The following is a 19,097-nucleotide window of genomic DNA, read 5'->3' as shown; positions in this document are numbered from 1 at the left end:
ATCGGTCATCGGCATTTCAGATGCCCTGATAGGCGGTGCCTATCGCGGGTCGGTACGGCGCCGGTGACCAGCACCACCCGGCGCACGGGACCTAAGCCTCTACGCCGGGTATACGGGCCGGGGTACGTTCCAGGAGAGCGTGACAGATACCCCCACCCGTATTTTCCGGGTTGGAATAAGATACCCCCAGGGGTATATTGAATACTCATGAGGGTATAGCTCAAAGTGGTGCTACCCAACGAGGAGAAAGAAGCCGCTGATGATCCTGCAGCAGTATTACCTGGATTGCCTGTCGCACGCGTCCTACCTGATCGGTGACGAAACCACCGGGCGCGCAGTGGTTGTGGACCCGCAGCGCGATGTGGCCGGATACCTTGCCGATGCCGAAGAGCATGGGCTGACCATCGAATTGGTCATCGAGACCCACTTTCACGCAGACTTCCTCTCCGGACACCTCGAGCTGGCGAAGGCCGCGGGGGCCAAGATCGTCTACTCGTCTGTCGCCGAGACCGAGTTCGAGTCGATGGGCGTCGCCGACGGTGAGCGCTACTCGCTGGGCGACGTGACGCTCGAGTTCCGTCACACCCCCGGGCACACTCCCGAGTCGATGAGCGTCGTGGTGTACGAGCACGCCGACGACCCGACGCCCTACGGCGTCCTGACCGGGGACACGCTCTTCATCGGCGATGTCGGCCGCCCCGACCTGCTGGCCTCGATCGGTTTCACGCGAGAAGAACTGGCGGACAAGCTCTATGAGTCGCTCCACAACAAACTGATGACGCTGCCCGATGCGACCCGGGTGTACCCCGCGCACGGCGCCGGCTCGGCCTGTGGCAAGAACCTGTCGACCGACCTGTGGTCGACGATCGGTGATCAGAAGGCGACGAACTACGCGCTGCGCGCCACCGACAAGGCCTCGTTCACGGACCTCGTCACCGAGGGGCAGCCGCCCGCGCCGGGCTACTTCGTCTACGACGCGATCCTCAACCGCAAGGATCGCGAGCTGCTGGACGAGACCAAGATGCCGTCGGCGCTGACCTACGAGCAGGCGCGCGCGGCGATCGACGCCGGCGCCGTCCTGGTGGACGGCCGTGGCCCCGAAGATTTCGCGCTGGGTCACCTGCGCGGCGCCGTCAACATCGGGCTGCAAGGCCGCTACGCCGAGTTCGCCGGTTCCGTCCTGCCGTCCGACGTCGACATCGTGCTGTTCACCGAGCCCGGTGCGGAGCTCGAGGGCAAGAACCGGCTCGCCCGGATCGGTTTCGACCGGGTGATCGGCTACGTGGCGGAGCCGTACGCGGCGTTGGTCGCGCACCGGGGTGACGTCCAGGTGGCCTCGCGGTTGACCGCCAAGGCTTTTGGCGAACGGGCCGCCGCGCTGCCGAACCTGCAGATCGTCGATGTCCGCAACCCCGGTGAGGTCGCGGCCGGGACCATCCCGAATGCCATCGGCATCCCGGTGGGACAGTTGCCCGCTCGGTTCGGCGAGCTCGACCCCACCAAACCGACCGTCGTCTACTGCGCCGGTGGGTACCGCTCGTCGGTCGCGGCAAGTCTGTTGCGGCGGAACGGATTCAGCGACGTGAGCGACATCCTGGGTGGCTATGGCGCCTGGGCAGAAGCCGTCGAGAACGCCTGAAGACAGGAGACATCACAGACATGACCAGCACTGCAAAGCACCAGATCGTGATCGTCGGCGGTGGGACCGCCGGCATCACGGTCGCGGCCCGGCTATTGCGCAAGGGCTACACCGACGTCGCGGTCATCGAACCTTCGGACAAGCACTACTACCAACCGCTGTGGACCCTGGTCGGCGGCGGGCAGGCGCAGGCCGCCACGACCGAACGCGCCGAGTCCGCGGTGATGCCCAAGGGCGCGACGTGGATCCGGAACGCCGCCAGCGCTTTCGACCCCGACGCCAACACCGTCACCTGTATCGACGGCGCCACCTACGAATACGACGCGCTCGTGGTCTGCCCGGGTATCCAACTCGATTGGGATCGCACCAAGGGTCTGGCGGAGACGCTGGGTCGTGACGGCGTCTCCTCGAACTATCGCTTCGACCTCGCACCGCGGACATGGGACTTCATCCGGAACCTGCGGTCGGGTACGGCGGTGTTCACCGTTCCGTCCGGCGCCATCAAATGTGCCGGCGCGCCGCAGAAGATCGCGTATCTGGCGTCCGACTACTGGCGGTCGCAGGGCGTGCTCAAGGACATCGACGTCCACCTGGTCATGCCGGGCGCGCGGCCGTTCGGGATTCCCGCGATCGCGGACAGTCTCGACAAGGTGATCGCCGACTACGGCATCACCTTGCACACCAACTCCGAGGTGACCCTGGTCGACGCGGCGTCGCACAAGGTCGGCGTCACCAGTGTCGGGGAGGGTGGTACCGACGCCATGCTGCCCTACGACGTCCTTCACGCCGTGCCGCGGCAGTCCGCGCCGGACTGGATCAAACGCAGCGCGCTGTCGACGGGTGACGCCATGGGCTACGTCGACATCGACAAGCACACCATGCAGCACGTGCGGTACCCCAACGTCTTCAGCCTCGGTGACGCCGGTTCGTCACCGAACTCGAAGACCGGGGCCGCGATCCGCAAGCAGGCCCCGGTGGTGGTCGAGAACATCGACTCCTTCTTGACCGGCCGCCCGCTGCGGGCGTCGTACGACGGCTACTCGTCGTGCCCGATCGTCACGTCCTCGGACGCCATGCTGCTCGCCGAATTCGACTACGACCTCAACCTGAAGCCCTCGTTCCCGCTGCTCGATCCGGTCATCCCGCACCGGGCGTACTGGTACCTGAAGAAGTATGGACTGCCGTTCATGTATTGGAATCTGATGCTGAAAGGCCTTGCTTAGCAAGGCAATTGATCGACCACGAAAGGAAATCGCCATGACCACCAAAAACCTGACCGCCGCCGACTTCGACGCGACCATCACCGCCAATCCCATTGTCCTCATCGATTTCTGGGCGTCGTGGTGCGGTCCGTGTCGCGCGTTCGCTCCGGTTTTCGATCGATCGGCGCAGTCGCACCCTGATGTGGTGCACGCCAAGGTCGACACCGAAGCGCAACAGCAGCTTGCCGCGGCGCTCGAAATCCAGGCGATCCCAACGATCATGGCGTTCCGCGACGGCATCCTCGTGTACCGCCAGCCCGGTGCGATGCCCGCCCCGGCCCTCGAGGATCTGATCACCCGGGTCAAGGCACTCGACATGGCCGACGTGCGGGCCCAGATCGCGGCCAAGACGCACTGACCGAGACGTCGTCGCGCGCCACGCGCGACGACGCATCCCGCCGTTCCGTTCGAGGAGAGTGAAGTGCCGTGAACATCGTTCTCGCCCTTGGCCTGGGCGCCGCCATCGGCGTCCTGCTCGGCCTGCTCGGCGGCGGCGGTTCCATTCTGGCGGTACCGGCGTTGGTCTATGTCCTGGGTCTGGGGATCGAGCAGGCGATTCCGATGTCGCTGTTGGTCGTCGGCATCGCCTCGGCGGTCGGCGCGTTGCCGAAGATTCGGGCCGGGCACGTGCAGTGGCGGCTGGCCGCCATCTTCGCGGCCGCCGGCATCCCGGCAACGTTCGTCGGCAGTGCCATCGGCCGCCACTTGCCGCAACCGGCGCTCCTCGTCGGCTTCGCGGTGGTGATGGTGCTGGCCGGAGTCCGGATGCTGCAGGACGACGGCGGCACCGGTACCGCCTGCAGAGTGGGTGATTCGGGAATCAACTGGCGCCGCTGTGCCTCGAGGTCGATTCCCGCGGGTTTCCTCGTCGGCCTGCTCACCGGGCTCTTCGGTGTCGGCGGCGGCTTTCTGATCATTCCGGCGCTGGTGTTGTTGCTCGGGGTGGAGATGCCTGTCGCGATCGGTACCTCGCTGCTCATCATCGTCGCGAACTCGCTGGCGGGCCTGCTGTCCCACCTGGGCGGCACCAGCATCGACTGGACCATCGCCGCGGCGTTCGTGGGCACGGCGATCGCCGGCTCGCTGATCGCCGGCCACCTCGGGACCCGGTTCGACACCCGGCGGCTGCAGCATGGGTTCGCCTACCTCGTCTTCGCGGTCGCCGCCTATGTGCTCATCGACACCGTCGTCGTGAGCTTTGTGTGACGTGATCAGCGGTGTCGGCAAATCTTCACCGGACCGACATGTTGGCGCTCCGTCGCGGGACGTGCGCGGTTGCCCAGCTTCTGGACAATGGCCGTATGGATACCGATACCGGTCGTGGTACGCCGGGTCGCCGCGCCTGGGCCGACCCGTTGGCGTTGGGATTCCAGGCGCACCGGCAGTTGATGTTGCTACGCCTGCGGTGGCATGGCCGCCGTCTGGACACCCGTCCAGACGGCCAACCGGACTGACGCCTAATCTCTTGTGCCGCCGGGTATTTCCGACGCGGCGAAGCGCTAGCGCAGACGGCTACCGGACGGTAACCGCTTTCTTAGGAATTCCGGTCGGCGGAACGTGATGAAAGCCACATTTTGACACGTGTCAAGTGGCTGCAATCGACCTGACGTGCGCCTTTGGGTGGCCGCCCCCCGCCCCTCATTGGCGCGTCCTGGCTAGTGCACCCTAAGAGAAGTGCAATAATCGGTACTAGCAGTGACATCAAAATTTTGGCGGCGCCGAGCTGGCGATCGTGAGCACCGCTTTGCGGCGACTCCGAAACAGTGCGACGGACTCCGAAACAGAGTGTGAAAGGCAGGCGTCGTGGGTCTTAACGACGGCGACAACGGCACCTCGCGGCAGAAGCTCGAGAAGGTGGTCATCCGCTTCGCTGGTGACTCCGGTGACGGTATGCAGCTGACCGGTGACCGGTTCACTTCGGAAGCCGCCCTGTTCGGCAATGACCTTGCGACGCAGCCGAACTACCCCGCCGAGATCCGCGCACCCCAGGGCACCCTGCCCGGTGTGTCGTCGTTCCAGATCCAGATCGCGGATTACGACATCCTCACCGCCGGTGACCGCCCCGACGTGCTGGTCGCCATGAACCCGGCGGCGCTCAAGGCCAACGTTGCCGACCTGCCGCGCGGCGGCATGATCATCGCCAACTCCGACGAGTTCACCAAGCGCAACCTGGCCAAGGTCGGGTACGAGGAGAACCCGCTGGAGAACGACGAACTGTCGGAGTTCGTCGTCATCCCGGTGGCGATGACCACTCTGACGCTGGCCGCGGTCGAGGCCATCGGCGCGACCAAGAAGGACGGTCAGCGCGCCAAGAACATGTTCGGGCTCGGTCTGCTGTCGTGGATGTACGGCCGCGAGCTGGAGCACAGCGAGGCCTTCATCCGCGAGAAGTTCGCCCGCAAGCCCGAGATCGCCGAGGCCAACGTGCTGGCGCTCAAGGCCGGCTGGAACTACGGCGAGACCACCGAGGCGTTCGGCACCACGTACGAGGTGGCCCCGGCCAAGCTCAAGTCCGGTGAATACCGCCAGATCTCCGGCAACACCGCCATGGCGTACGGCATCGTCGCCGCCGGTCAGCTGGGTGACATCCAGGTGGTGCTCGGCACCTACCCGATCACCCCGGCGTCGGACATCCTGCACGAGCTGTCCAAGTACAAGCACTTCAACGTCATGACCTTCCAGGCCGAGGACGAGATCGCCGGCATCGGTGCCGCCATCGGTGCCTCGTACGGCGGCGCGCTCGGCGTGACCAGCACCTCGGGTCCCGGCGTCTCGCTGAAGTCCGAGGCCATCGGCCTCGCCGTCATGACCGAGCTGCCGCTCATCGTCATCGACGTGCAGCGCGGTGGCCCGTCCACCGGTCTGCCGACCAAGACCGAGCAGGCCGACCTGCTGCAGGCGCTGTACGGCCGCAACGGCGAGTCGCCCGTCGCGGTGCTGGCGCCGTGCTCGCCGTCGGACTGCTTCGACATCGCCGTGGAAGCCGTGCGGATCGCCATCGCGTACCACACCCCGGTGATCATCCTGTCGGACGGCGCGATCGCCAACGGCTCCGAGCCGTGGCGCATCCCGGACATCAGCAGCTACCCGGCCATCGAGCACACGTTCGCCGAGCCGGGCAAGCCGTTCCAGCCGTACGCGCGTGACCCCGAGACGCTGGGTCGCCAGTTCGCCATCCCGGGCACCCCCGGTCTGGAGCACCGCATCGGTGGTCTGGAAGCGGCCAACGGCTCCGGCAACATCTCCTACGAGCCCAAGAACCACGACCTCATGGTCCGGTTGCGCCAGCTCAAGATCGACGGCATCAAGGTGCCCGACCTCGAGGTCGACGACCCGAGTGGCGAAGCCGAACTGCTGATGCTCGGCTGGGGCAGCTCCTACGGCCCCATCGGCGAGGCCTGCCGCCGCGCCCGGCGCAACGGCGTCAAGGTCGCGCACGCGCAGCTGCGCCACCTCAACCCGTTCCCGGCCAACCTCGAAGAGGTCCTGCGCAAGTACGACAAGGTCGTCGTGCCCGAGATGAACCTCGGCCAGCTGGCGCTGCTGCTGCGCGGCAAGTACCTGGTCGACGTCCAATCGGTGACCAAGGTCGAGGGCATGGCGTTCCTGGCCGACGAGGTCGAGGGCATCATCAGCGCGGCGCTGGACGGATCGTTGCGCGAGAAGGAAACTGACAAGGCCAAGTTCGCACGGCTGGCAGCCGCCACCGTGGAAACCGGTGTGGGAGCAAACGCATGACGGATCTGATCGGTGCTGATCTGGGCCTGACCGAAGCCCTCAGCAAGAATGCCCTGGTCCCGACCACGGACCAGCCGCAGAAGGGCAAGGACTTCACCAGCGACCAAGAGGTGCGCTGGTGCCCGGGCTGTGGTGACTACGTCATCCTCAACACCATCCGTAACTTCCTGCCGGAGCTCGGCCTGCGCCGCGAGAACATCGCGTTCATCAGCGGCATCGGCTGCTCGAGCCGGTTCCCGTACTACCTGGAGACCTACGGCTTCCACTCGATCCACGGTCGCGCCCCGACCATCGCGACCGGCCTGGCGCTCGCGCGTCCGGACCTGTCGGTGTGGGTCGTCACCGGTGACGGTGACTCGCTGTCGATCGGTGGTAACCACCTGATCCACGCGCTGCGCCGCAACATCAACATCACGATCCTGCTGTTCAACAACCGGATCTACGGTCTGACCAAGGGGCAGTACTCGCCGACCTCGGAGGTTGGCAAGGTCACCAAGTCGACCCCGATGGGCTCGCTGGACCAGCCGTTCAACCCCGTGTCGCTGGCGCTGGGTGCCGAGGCGACGTTCGTCGGCCGGGCGCTGGATTCCGACCGCAAGGGTCTGACCGAGGTGCTCAAGGGCGCGGCTGCGCACCGCGGTGCCGCCATCGTCGAGATTCTGCAGGACTGCCCGATCTTCAACGACGGCTCGTTCGACCCGCTGCGCAAGGAAGGCGCCGAGGACCGGTTGATCAACCTGGTGCACGGCCAGCCGATCACCTTCGGTGCCGAGAACGAGTTCTGCGTGACCAAGTCCGGCTACGGACTGGAGATCGGCAAGACTGCTGACGTCGATCCGTCGGACATCGTGGTGCACAACGCCCATCTCGACGATCCGGCCTACGCGTTCGCGCTGTCGCGCCTGTCGGAGCAGAACCTCGAGCACACCGTGATGGGCATCTTCCGTTCGGTGGACCGCCCGACCTACGACGACGAAGCGCGTCTGCAGCTGAAGACGGCGATGGATTCCAAGGCGCATGACACCGCCGCTCTGCAATCCTTGCTGCGTGGCAAGGACACCTGGACAGTCGACGAGTAACAACGACGCATTGACCGAAGACGCCCCGCCGGCCGCAGTTGTATTGGCCGGCGGGGCGTCTCGTCGTATGGGGCGCGACAAGGCCACCGTGCGATTCCGCGGGCCGGCGGGGGAGATCACGTTCGTCGAACAGGTCGTGAACACGCTGCGAGCGCGGTGCCCGCAGGTGTTCGTCATCGCTGCCCGCGGCCAGGCGCTGCCTGACCTGGACGCGGAAGTGCTGCGGGATGCGACCCCCGGGGTCGGCCCGTTGCTGGCCACCGCCCGTGGGCTGCGCGCTGCGGCCGACGCCGGATACCCGCGCGCCTTCGTGTGCGCCGTGGACATGCCGTATCTGACGGCCGAGTTGATCGACGAGCTCGCCGACCATGCGGCACGGGTGGACGCCGACGTGGTGCTGCCCTGGGACGGGCGCGATCACTACCTGGCCGGCGTCTACCGCACTGCCCTGGCGGCCCGGGCCGACGAGCTGGTGGCGCACGGGCGACGCAGCATGCGGGCCCTGGTCGACACCGTCGACACCCAGCGGGTGGTGATGGACCGGCAGCGGGCACTGGTCAACGTCAACAGCCCGGACGATTTCGTCTGACACCTCAGCAAAGCCCCGCGGCCGGGCTGTGCATTCTTGGATTTCTCGTTGTTCGGCGAATTCGAATTACTTGCATTTCCGTTCTGTGCGCTGAATTCGGAAATCTAGGGGCGCAATTCTGGACAATTTGCCCGTCGCTCTATTCTCTAGTTCTGAAGACGTTGTGGCGCAACGGCTTTGAGCGTACGCGTCTGCGGGTGATCGGTTGACGCTGCTCGAACCGTACGCATCGCGGGCATTAAAAGTCCTGATTGGCGCAGTATTGAGTGGATCCTTCGAGTCGGGACGGGTTTGACGCGTCCGTCGGCAGCGAACAGGGGCTCACGGTGCGCCTGCATTTCACCGTGCGACACGCCGGAGGTTTAGCGCGGACACTGCGCAAATGGGGCGCTGACCTGCGACAACTGTGACTCGTGTGAATTGATTTCTGTGTGCCAGGCCACAATTTCATGGTGACCTCTATCACGGAATGTTGCTGAATTGTGATTTGTTAGGGGTGCTTTATATATCGCGTGACCTGCTTATGTTCCTCTCAGGTTGGACCGTGATCTGCCTGTTATCTGGCTGGGATGGGTTCGACATTGCCGCACGGATTCTTGCTACGGTCCTCGTGCAGCTCCAAGAGAGCAAATAACTGAAAAAACCATGAACCTGCGTGTGAGCGGGATCGCGGTGGGACCAGAGCAGATGGCCTGTTGCCCGTGGAGTCCGCCGGCCTTGAGCCCGGACCGATCAAACCGCCCCCGCTGTCGTGTCCGACCGAGACGACACGATCCAGCCCCCTACGCCTGCCCGGCAGGCAGCAGTTCGCACCGCCTATGCGCGGGCGATGTTTGGCGCGCGCTCGGCGAGAGGAACAACGTGAAGAACATCCGCACAACGCTTGGACTGGTTGCCGTTGCTGGGGCAGTTGCTGTGGCCCCGATGGTCATCGGTACCGGTACCGCGAATGCGGACGGCGGCCACAACTGGGATGCCGTTGCAGCCTGTGAGTCTGGTGGCAACTGGGCCATCAACACCGGCAACGGCTACTACGGCGGGCTGCAGTTCAACCTCGGCACCTGGCGTGCCAACGGCGGCTCGGGCATGCCCCACACCGCCAGCAAGGATGAGCAGATCCGAGTCGCCGAGAACGTCGCCGCCCGTCAGGGCATGGGCGCTTGGCCGGTCTGCGGCCGTCGCGGCTGACAGCCGTACGACGAACGAGACAAACAAAGGGTGTCGGACCACACGGTCCGGCACCTTTTGTCGTTGTGGCCGGCCGGGGACAACCGTCACTTGATGAAACTATGGGGGCATGGCGACGCACGACATCGCGACAGGCCTCGGCGCCCTGCAGGTCCACGTCAGCGGCTCCGGCGACCCGATTCTCCTGATGCCCAGCCTCCTGACCGACCACACGCTGTACGCCGCGCAGGTGGCGCACTTCTCCGCCCGGTACACCACCATCGCGGTCGACCCGCCAGGGCAGGGGTGCAGCGAGCCGCTGCACAGTCCCTTCACCTTCGAGGCGAGTGCGCGGGCGTATGTCGACGTCCTGGACGCGCTGGGGCTGCCGTGGGCGCACCTCGTCGGCAACTCGTGGGGCGCCATGATCGGCGGCACGATCTCCGCGACGTTCCCCGACCGGGTCGGATGCGCGGTACTGCTCAACGGCACCGCCTCGGAGGGCCCCCGATGGGACCGTTTGCAACTCGCGCTCGCGGCCCGGATGACCCGGCTGGCCGGGCGCCCGCTCTTCGTGCGGTCGACGGTCGTGCCGCGCTTCCTCGGGAAGACCACCCGCCGGCAGCGGCCCGACCTGGTCGACGGACTGGTGACGATGATCACGCGAAACGATGCCCGGTCGGCCAGCTTCGCGGTGGAGAGCATCGTTGTCAGGCGTCCCGATCAGCACGCCCTGTTCGGCCGCATCAACACCCCGACCCTGGTCGTCGCCGGTCGCGAGGACGCGAGCTTTCCTGTTGCCGAAGTGCGCCGGATGGCCGAGGCGATTCCCGGCTCGGAGCTGGTGGTACTGGATCAGGTGGGGCACCTGGCCGCCTATGAGGCGCCCGACACCGTCAACACGCTGATCGACGACTTCCTCGACCGCCACCGCGGGCAATGACAGCGTGAGGCCGCGGCCCCTGATGTGCTAACAACGGAGCATGGCCCTGACTCCGTTCGATGACCTGGATGCGTACCTCTCTCTGCCCCGGGTGTCCGGGCTCGCCGTCTCACCGGACGGCCGCCGCGTCGTGACGATGATCAGCGAACTGAACGACAAGGGCACCGAATTCATCACCGCGGCTTGGGAACTCGATCCCGACGGTCAGCAGGAAGCGCGCCGGCTGACGTACGGGCCCAAGGGGGAGTCGCAGCCGGCTTTCACCGTGGCAGGTGACCTGCTGTTCGTCGCGGCACGTCCCACCGACACCGACGACGACCCGGCCGCGGCCTTGTGGCGATTGCCGGCGAAAGGCGGTGAAACGCAACGGGTTCTCGGCCTGGCGGGTGGCGTCAGTGCGGTACACACAGCCCGTGCCGCCGACGTCGTGGTGGTGACGGCACCGCTGCTCCCGTCGGCCGCCACGCCCGACGATGACAAGCGGCTGCGCGTCCTCCGCAAGGACAAGAAGGTGTCGGCGATATTGCACACCGGCTACCCGGTGCGGCACTGGGACCACGACCTGGGCCCGGATCATGCGCACCTCCTCCGGGTCGAATCGGATGCGGCCCAAGACATCACACCGCAGCCGGGGATGGCGCTGAACGAGGCCACCGTCGACCTCAGCGCGGACGGCAGCTTCGCGGTCGCCTCCTGGGAGGTGCCCGCTGCGGGGGCCGCACTGCGCAGCGTGCTGGTCCGCATCGACATCGCCACGAGGGAGCGCACCGTCATCGCCGACGACCCGCTCGCCGACCTGGGGAGCCCGGCGATATCGCCCGACGGCAACACCGTCGCGTACCTGCGGGAGACGCACTCGACACCGGAGCAGGCGCCGCGAATCACCCTGTGCACAAAGGCCTTCGGCGGCGAGCCGGTGGAACTCGCCGCGGATTGGGACCGCTGGCCGGCATCGGTGACCTGGTCGCACGACGGGTCGACGTTGCTGGTCACCGCGGATGACAACGGCCGCGCGCCCATCTTCGCCGTCGACCCGTCGAGCGGTGCGGTCACGCAGTTGACGCACGACGACTTCGCGTACGGCGAGGTGCGGCCCGTGCCCGGTGGTGCACTGTATGCCCTGCGCAGCAGTTACCTGACCCCGCCGCATCCGGTCCGCGTCGACGCCGACGGATCTGTCACCGTGCTGCCGTGCGTCGAATTCCCCGAATTGCCAGGTGAACTCGTCGAACTGACGACAACCGCGGCCGACGGCACGCCGGTTCGTTCCTGGCTGACCCTGCCTGCCGGCGACGCCCCCGCGCCGCTGCTGCTGTGGGTGCACGGCGGGCCGCTGGGCAGCTGGAACACCTGGCGCTGGCGGTGGAATCCCTGGCTGCTCACCGCGCTCGGTTATGCGGTGTTGATGCCGGACCCGGCGCTGTCCACCGGTTACGGTCAGGATTTCATCCAGCGTGGCTGGGGCGCTTGGGGTTTCGCACCGTACACCGATCTGATGGCGGCCGTCGACGGCGCGTGTGCGCATTCGCGCATCGACGCCGGCCGGATCGCCGCCATGGGTGGCTCGTTCGGTGGCTACATGGCCAACTGGATCGCCGGGCACACCGACCGGTTCGCCGCGATCGTCACGCACGCCAGTCTGTGGGCGCTCGACCAGTTCGGGCCGACGACCGACGGTGCCTACTGGTGGGCGCGCGAGATGACACCCGAGATGGCCGAACGCAATTCACCGCACCTGCACGTCGAGAACATCACGACCCCGATGCTGGTGATCCACGGTGACAAGGACTACCGCGTGCCGATCGGTGAGGGCCTGCGGTTGTGGAACGACCTGCTGACCCGCTCCGGGCTGCCGGCCGACGACACCGGCGCCACCGCGCACCGCTACCTCTACTACCCGTCCGAAGGGCACTGGATCGCCGCGCCGCAGCACGCCAAGCTCTGGTACCAGGTGGTGGCGGCGTTCCTGTCCGAGCACGTGCTGAAGGTGGCGGTCGACCTACCGGAGATGCTTGGTTAGGTTTGCAGAATGACCGCACCGCAGCGCGAATTCGACATCGTTCTCTATGGCGCCACCGGCTTCGTCGGGAAGCTGACCGCCCAATACCTCGCAGAGCACGGAGGGCAGGCGCGGATAGCGCTCGCGGGCCGGTCGATGGACAAACTGGCGGCGGTCCGGGATTCGCTCGGCGCGGCCGGACAGACCTGGGGATTGATCCAGGCCGACGCGTCGTCACAGCACACCCTCGATGTCATGGCCGAACGGACCCGGGTGGTCGTCACCACCGTCGGTCCGTACCTCAAATACGGTCTGCCGCTCGTGGCGGCGTGTGCTGCGGCCGGTACCGACTACGCCGACCTCACGGGCGAGAGCCTGTTCATCAGGGAGAGCATCGACCTGTTCCACAAGCAGGCCGCCGACACCGGCGCCCGCATCGTGCACTCGTGTGGATTCGATTCCATCCCTTCGGATCTCACCGTCTACGCGCTGTACAAGGCGGCCGAGGCGGACGGCGCCGGCGAGCTCACCGACACCGACTACGTGCTCCGCGGATTCTCCGGCGGGGTCTCCGGCGGCACTGTCGCATCGATGCTCGAGCTGTTCTCGCGGACCTCCGGTGACGAGGAATTGCGCCAGGCCATGTTCGACCCCTACACGCTGACCACCGATCGTGGCGCCGAGCCCGACCTGGGCCACCAAACCGACACCCCGTGGCGCCGGGGCCGCGACATCGCCCCCGAACTCGCCGGGACCTGGACCGGGGCCTTCGTGATGGCGGTGGCCAATACCCGCATCGTGCGGCGCAGCAACGCGCTGCTGGACTGGGAGTACGGCCGCCGGTTGCGGTACTCGGAGCACATGAGCCTGGGCTCGTCGCCCATCGCCCCGGTGGCGTCGGCGCTGGGCACCGCGGCCAACGCCGCCGTCATGAACCTCGGCAGCCGATTCTTCAACAAGCTGCCCCGCGGCCTGATCGACCGCGTGGTGCCGAAGCCCGGGACCGGGCCCAGCGAGCAGGCGCGGGACAAGGGGCACTACCGCGTCGAGACGTACACGCGCACCACCAGCGGCGCCCGGTACCGCTCGGTCATGGCGCAGCAGGGCGATCCCGGCTACAAGGCCACCGCGGTGCTGCTGGGGGAGAGCGGGCTGGGACTGGCCCTCGACCGCGACCGGCTGTCGGATTTGACGGGTGTCCTGACGCCGGCCGCGGCGATGGGCGACGTGCTGATGACGCGGTTGCCGGCCGCCGGGGTCACGTTCGAAACCGAGGCGCTGGGGCGCTGATTCGCGCAGCGAGCGTGGAAGTGCTGTGCCGCGTCGCCGACCGGGCAAGTGTCGGCGACGAGGTTTCACACACATCCCGGGGACATGAGGTGGAAAGCCATGGCTGGTCTTGACGAACTGCTCAATCAGATTCCGACACAAGAGATTGCGGCCAAGCTCGGCGCTGATGAAGGGGAGGTGAACAGCGCCGTACAACAACTGGTGCCGCTGCTGGTGGGCGGCCTGCAGCACAACGCGGAAGACCCCGATACCGCGGCCGGCATCGAGAACGAGGCCGCCGGCCACGCGGCGAGCGGACTCCTCGACGGTGGCGTGACGGTCGACCAGGTCAACCAGGACCAGGGCGCCGACGCCATCGCGAAGATCTTCGGCGGCAACGACAGCGGCCAGGTCGCGTCGGCGCTGGCCGGTGGCGGCGCGGGCAACAGCGAGCTGATCCAGAAGCTGCTGCCGATCCTGGCGCCCATTGTGCTGGCCTACATCGGCAAGCAGCTGACCGGCGGTGGCGGCGGGGCCTCGACACCCGCGGCGTCCGGCGGCGGTCTCGGCGACGTGCTGGGCAACATCCTCGGCGGCGCGCTGAGTGGCAACAAGGCGGGCGGCAACACGAACTCCGGTGACAACCCGCTCGGCAGCATCCTGGGCAGCGTCCTCGGCGGCGGCGGTAACCAGGGCGCCGGCGGCGTGCTCGGCAGTGTCCTCGGTGGGTTGTTCGGCAACAAGAAGTAGGCCCGGGCTTCCTTCTCGCGACCTGGGGGCACCGCCCGCTTGCGGGGGAACATAAAACTGTCCACTGCCAGGTGATTCAGGGCAGTTTTACGTCTGCTCACGGGGTTTACCTAGAATTGGCCGGTGACTGCCAGCGATACGCCTGATCCCGCGACCGTGACTGCGGCCGATTCCCTGCCCAAAACGTGGGATCCCAGCGCGGTAGAAGCTGACATGTACCGGGGCTGGGTCGACGCCGGGTACTTCACCGCCGACCCGACGAGCGACAAGCCGCCGTACTCCATCGTGCTGCCGCCGCCGAACGTCACCGGCAGCCTGCACATGGGCCACGCGCTCGACCACACCCTGATGGACGCCCTGACGCGACGCAAGCGCATGCAGGGCTACGAGGTGCTGTGGCTGCCCGGCATGGACCACGCCGGTATCGCCACGCAGACCCTGGTCGAGAAGCAGCTCGCCGCCGACGGCAAGACCAAGGAAGACTTCGGCCGCGAGGGCTTCGTGGAGAAGGTCTGGGAGTGGAAGCGCGAGTCCGGCGGCACCATCGGCGGCCAGATGCGTCGCCTGGGCGACGGCGTCGACTGGAGCCGGGACCGGTTCACCATGGACGAAGGCCTGTCACGCGCCGTCCGCACCATCTTCAAGCGGCTGTTCGACGCCGGCCTGATCTACCGCGCCGAGCGGTTGGTCAACTGGTCACCGGTGCTGGAGACCGCGATCTCCGACCTCGAGGTCAAGTACGACGACGTCGAGGGCGAGCTGGTCTCGTTCCGGTACGGCTCGATGAACGACGCCGAGCCCCACATCGTGGTGGCCACCACGCGTCTCGAGACGATGCTCGGTGACACCGCCATCGCCGTGCACCCCGAGGACGAGCGCTACCGCGCGCTGGTCGGCAGCACGCTGCCGCACCCGTTCCTGGACCGCGACATCATCATCGTCGCCGACGAGCACGTCGACCCCGAATTCGGCACGGGCGCAGTGAAAGTCACACCCGCGCACGATCCCAACGACTTCGAGATCGGCCTGCGGCACAACCTGCCGATGCCGACCATCATGGACACCAAGGGCGCCATCGCCGGTACCGGAACCGAATTCGACGGTATGGACCGCTTCGAGGCCCGCGTCAAGGTGCGCGAGAAGCTGGCCGGCGAGGGCCGGATCGTCGCCGAGAAGCGGCCCTACCTGCACAGCGTCGGGCACTCCGAGCGCAGCGGTGAGGCCATCGAGCCGCGGCTGTCCATGCAGTGGTGGGTCAAGGTGGAATCGCTCGCCAAGGCCGCCGGTGACGCAGTCCGTAACGGCGACACCGTGATTCACCCGACCAGCCTGGAACCGCGCTGGTTCGCCTGGGTCGACGACATGCACGACTGGTGCATCTCCCGTCAGCTGTGGTGGGGACACCGCATCCCGATCTGGCACGGCCCGGACGGCGAGACGGTCTGCGTCGGCCCGGACGAGGAGCCGCCGGCCGGCTGGGAGCAGGACCCCGACGTGCTCGACACGTGGTTCTCGTCCGCGCTGTGGCCGTTCTCGACCATGGGCTGGCCGGAGAAGACGCCGGAGCTCGAGAAGTTCTATCCCACAACGGTTCTGGTCACCGGCTACGACATCCTGTTCTTCTGGGTGGCCCGCATGATGATGTTCGGCACGTTCGTCGCCGACGACCCGGTGCTCGACGGAGCGAAGGTGCCCTTCGAGAACGTCTTCCTGCACGGCCTGATCCGGGATCAGTTCGGCCAGAAGATGAGCAAGTCCAAGGGCAACGGCATCGACCCGCTGGACTGGGTCGAGATGTTCGGCGCCGACGCGCTGCGCTTCACCCTGGCCCGCGGCGCCAGCCCGGGCGGCGACCTGTCCATCGGTGAGGACCACGCCCGCGCGTCCCGCAACTTCGCGACCAAGCTGTTCAACGCAACACGTTTCGCGATGATGAACGGTGCGGCACCCGCTGCGCTGCCGGACGCTGCCGAGCTCACCGACGCCGACCGCTGGATTCTGGGCCGGTTGGAAGAGGTCCGCGTCGAGGTCGACAACACGCTGGACCGTTACGAATTCAGCCGGGCCTGCGAGGCGCTGTACCACTTCGCGTGGGACGAGTTCTGTGACTGGTACCTGGAGCTCGCGAAAGCCCAACTGTTCGAAGGCGGTTCGCGCACCGAGCACACCAAGGCCGTGCTGGCCGCGGTGCTCGACGTGCTGCTCAAACTGCTGCATCCCGTGATGCCGTTCGTCACCGAGGCGCTGTGGAAGTCGCTGACCGGTGGCGAATCGGTGGTCATCGCCGAGTGGCCGCAGGCCTCCGGCGTCGCGCTCGACCAGGTCTCCGCGCAGCGGATCACCGACATGCAGAAGCTGATCACCGAGGTGCGCCGGTTCCGCAGCGACCAGGGCCTCAACGACCGGCAGAAGGTGCCCGCCCGCCTGGTCGGCATCGCCGAAGCCGACCTGGACGCCCAGGTGGCCGCGGTGACGTCGCTGGCCTGGCTGACCGAACCGGCCGGCGACTTCAACCCGTCCGCGGCCGTGGAGGTCCGGCTGTCCAAGGGCACCGTCGTCGTCGAGGTGGACACGTCGGGCACGGTCGACGTCGCCGCCGAGCGACGCCGGCTCGAGAAGGACCTGGCCGCCGCGCAGAAGGAACTCGCCCAGACCGCAGGCAAATTGGGCAACGAGGCGTTCCTCGCGAAGGCGCCCGAGGACGTCGTCGCCAAGATCAAAGCCCGTCAGCAGCTGGCCACCGAAGAGGTCGACCGGATCAACACCCGGCTGGCCGGCCTGCCGTCCGCATGAGCACGCCGACACCTGACGAGATCGCCGAACTGCTGCAGGTCGAGTATCTGCTCGACCAGCGGTGGCCGGAAACGAAGATCGAACCGAGCACGGTCCGCATCGAGGCGCTGCTGGAGATGCTGGGCTCACCGCAGCGCGGGTACCCGAGCATCCATGTGGCCGGCACCAACGGCAAGACCTCGGTCACCCGGATGATCGACGCGCTGCTGACGGCGTTCTCGCGGCGCACCGGCCGCACGACCAGCCCGCACCTGCAGGCGGCCACCGAGCGCATCGCGATCGACGGAAAGCCCATCAGCCCAGCGCAATACGTCTCCACGTATACCGAGATCGAACCGTTCGTCGAGATCGTCGACCGGCAGTCGGAAGCCGGCGAGCTGGGTGAACCCGGCCCCAAGATGAGCAAGTTCGAGGTGCTCACCGCCATGGCGTTCGCGGCGTTCGCCGACGCGCCCGTGGACGTCGCGGTCATCGAAACCGGTTTGGGAGGACGGTGGGATGCCACCAACGTCGTCGAAGCGCCGGTCGCGGTCATCACCCCGATCGGCATGGACCACACCGACTATCTCGGCGACACCATCGCCGCCATCGCGGGGGAGAAGGCGGGCATCATCGCGCGTCAGCAGCCCGACCTGGTGCCCGCGGGCACCGACCCCAGCACCGTCGCGGTGATCGCCCGCCAGGTTCCCGAGGCGATGGAAGTGCTGATGGCACAGGCGGTTACGGCCGATGCCGCTGTGGCGCGCGAGGACTCCGAGTTCGCCGTACGGGGCCGGCAGGTCGCCGTCGGCGGGCAGCTGCTGGAACTGCAGGGCCTCGGCGGCGTCTACTCCGACATCTTCCTGCCGCTGCACGGCGAGCATCAGGCGCACAATGCCGTCCTGGCGCTGGCCGCGGTCGAGGCGTTCTTCGGTGCCGGAGCCGACCGCCAGCTCGACGTCGACACCGTCCGCCAGGGCTTCGCCGCGGTGACCAACCCCGGTCGCCTCGAGCGGATGCGCAGTGCGCCAACGGTGTTCATCGATGCCGCGCACAATCCGGCCGGCGCCGCAGCGCTCGCCGACGCGCTGCAGACGGAGTTCGAATTCCGGTTCCTGGTCGGTGTCATCTCGGTCATGGCGGACAAGGACGTCGCCGGCATCCTGACCGCGCTCGAGCCCGCGTTCGATCTGGTGGTGGTGACCCACAACGGGTCGCCGCGCGCCATGGACACCGAAACGCTGGCGTCCCTGGCCGAGGAGACGTTCGGGCCCGAACGCGTCGTCACCGCGCCGAACCTGCCCGACGCCATCGAGGCGGCGACGGCGTTGGTGGAGGAGTCGGGCAACGACGGCTCGTCGGACGGCTTCTCGGGTGCGGGCATGGTGATCACCGGTTCGGTTGTGACGGCCGGCGCGGCCCGCACCCTGTTCGGAAAGGATCCGGCATGACCGCCCCGAACCAGCCCGACCCCTGGAAGAGCTTCCGCGGCGTGATGGCGGGCACCCTGATCCTGGAAGTCATCGTGGTGCTGCTGGCGTTGCCGGTCGTGTCGGTGTTCCACGGCGGGCTGACGCCCGTCAGCAGCGGCTATCTGATCGGCATGGCGATCGTCCTGGCCTTGATGTCGGGGATGCAGGGCCGGTCCTGGGCGCTGTGGGCCAACATCGGGATGCAGTTCGTGCTGATCCTCGGTGCGTTCATCGACGTGACCATCGGCATCGTCGGCATCATCTTCCTGCTCGTCTGGGTCTTGATCGCGTATCTCCGGTCCGAGGTCAAGCGCCGCCAGGACCGCGGCCTGCTGCCCGGCCAACAGTCGTGATTTGTGCACGATAATCCGCGGTGAGCGCGGGAAATCGTGCACAAATCGCTGGTTTCGGTTACCGA

General features: G+C 67.0%; 16 protein-coding genes. All 16 read left to right on the top strand.

From position 1 onward, the window contains the following. The first annotated feature begins 259 nt into the window (after positions 1–259). The 16 genes from G6N46_RS10230 to G6N46_RS10155 all read left to right on the top strand — a co-directional run bounded on the left by G6N46_RS10230 (position 260) and on the right by G6N46_RS10155 (position 19,032). Positions 260–1,639: an MBL fold metallo-hydrolase gene (locus G6N46_RS10230; protein WP_138248392.1), complete on the top strand. Its 1,380-nt coding sequence runs from the start codon at positions 260–262 to the stop codon at positions 1,637–1,639. 20 nt (positions 1,640–1,659) lie between these two features. Next, positions 1,660–2,862, top strand: a complete 1,203-nt coding sequence (locus G6N46_RS10225) for an NAD(P)/FAD-dependent oxidoreductase (protein ID WP_138248393.1) — start codon at positions 1,660–1,662, stop codon at positions 2,860–2,862. Positions 2,863–2,896: 34 nt separating this feature from the next. Then, positions 2,897–3,259, top strand: coding sequence for a thioredoxin (gene trxA, locus G6N46_RS10220; RefSeq protein ID WP_138248394.1), 363 nt, complete (start codon positions 2,897–2,899; stop codon positions 3,257–3,259). A gap of 68 nt (positions 3,260–3,327) precedes the next feature. After that, positions 3,328–4,107 (top strand): sulfite exporter TauE/SafE family protein, encoded by a 780-nt coding sequence (locus G6N46_RS10215; protein WP_138248395.1) that lies wholly within the window; start codon positions 3,328–3,330, stop codon positions 4,105–4,107. A gap of 95 nt (positions 4,108–4,202) precedes the next feature. Continuing rightward, entirely contained in the window at positions 4,203–4,355 is a 153-nt protein-coding gene (locus tag G6N46_RS10210) for a hypothetical protein (protein ID WP_020102196.1), read from the top strand. Positions 4,356–4,704: 349 nt separating this feature from the next. Further along, positions 4,705–6,639: a 2-oxoacid:acceptor oxidoreductase subunit alpha gene (locus tag G6N46_RS10205; protein WP_138248396.1), complete on the top strand. Its 1,935-nt coding sequence runs from the start codon at positions 4,705–4,707 to the stop codon at positions 6,637–6,639. After that, positions 6,636–7,718, top strand: coding sequence for a 2-oxoacid:ferredoxin oxidoreductase subunit beta (locus G6N46_RS10200; RefSeq protein WP_138248397.1), 1,083 nt, complete (start codon positions 6,636–6,638; stop codon positions 7,716–7,718). Before G6N46_RS10205 ends, G6N46_RS10200 begins: the two co-directional genes overlap by 4 nt. Positions 7,719–7,728: 10 nt before the next feature. Continuing rightward, positions 7,729–8,307 (top strand): molybdenum cofactor guanylyltransferase, encoded by a 579-nt coding sequence (gene mobA / locus G6N46_RS10195; protein WP_138248398.1) that lies wholly within the window; start codon positions 7,729–7,731, stop codon positions 8,305–8,307. 861 nt (positions 8,308–9,168) lie between these two features. Further along, entirely contained in the window at positions 9,169–9,495 is a 327-nt protein-coding gene (locus G6N46_RS28475) for a transglycosylase family protein (protein ID WP_029105388.1), read from the top strand. A gap of 109 nt (positions 9,496–9,604) precedes the next feature. Further along, entirely contained in the window at positions 9,605–10,417 is an 813-nt protein-coding gene (locus G6N46_RS10185) for an alpha/beta fold hydrolase (protein WP_138248399.1), read from the top strand. 40 nt (positions 10,418–10,457) lie between these two features. Beyond that, positions 10,458–12,437: a S9 family peptidase gene (locus G6N46_RS10180; protein ID WP_138248400.1), complete on the top strand. Its 1,980-nt coding sequence runs from the start codon at positions 10,458–10,460 to the stop codon at positions 12,435–12,437. A 9-nt stretch (positions 12,438–12,446) separates the two neighbouring features. Further along, positions 12,447–13,706: a saccharopine dehydrogenase family protein gene (locus tag G6N46_RS10175; RefSeq protein ID WP_138248401.1), complete on the top strand. Its 1,260-nt coding sequence runs from the start codon at positions 12,447–12,449 to the stop codon at positions 13,704–13,706. A gap of 99 nt (positions 13,707–13,805) precedes the next feature. Continuing rightward, positions 13,806–14,435, top strand: a complete 630-nt coding sequence (locus tag G6N46_RS10170; RefSeq protein ID WP_138248402.1) for a DUF937 domain-containing protein — start codon at positions 13,806–13,808, stop codon at positions 14,433–14,435. Between the two features lie 123 nt (positions 14,436–14,558). Further along, the gene (locus G6N46_RS10165; RefSeq protein ID WP_138248403.1) at positions 14,559–17,228 is read left to right on the top strand and encodes a valine--tRNA ligase; all 2,670 of its coding nucleotides are present in this window, start codon (positions 14,559–14,561) and stop codon (positions 17,226–17,228) included. After that, complete coding sequence (gene folC, locus G6N46_RS10160) at positions 17,225–18,658, top strand: bifunctional tetrahydrofolate synthase/dihydrofolate synthase (RefSeq protein ID WP_138248404.1); 1,434 nt, start codon at positions 17,225–17,227, stop codon at positions 18,656–18,658. The genes G6N46_RS10165 and folC overlap by 4 nt, the downstream gene beginning before the upstream one ends. Beyond that, positions 18,655–19,032, top strand: a complete 378-nt coding sequence (locus G6N46_RS10155) for a DUF4233 domain-containing protein (protein ID WP_138248405.1) — start codon at positions 18,655–18,657, stop codon at positions 19,030–19,032. Before folC ends, G6N46_RS10155 begins: the two co-directional genes overlap by 4 nt. The last annotated feature ends 65 nt before the right edge of the window (positions 19,033–19,097 follow it).

This window comes from Mycolicibacterium phocaicum (assembly GCF_010731115.1).
In the GTDB taxonomy this organism is placed as follows: domain Bacteria; phylum Actinomycetota; class Actinomycetes; order Mycobacteriales; family Mycobacteriaceae; genus Mycobacterium; species Mycobacterium phocaicum.
Note: the sequence above shows the minus strand (reverse complement) of the source record. Positions and strands in the feature narration are given on the sequence as shown.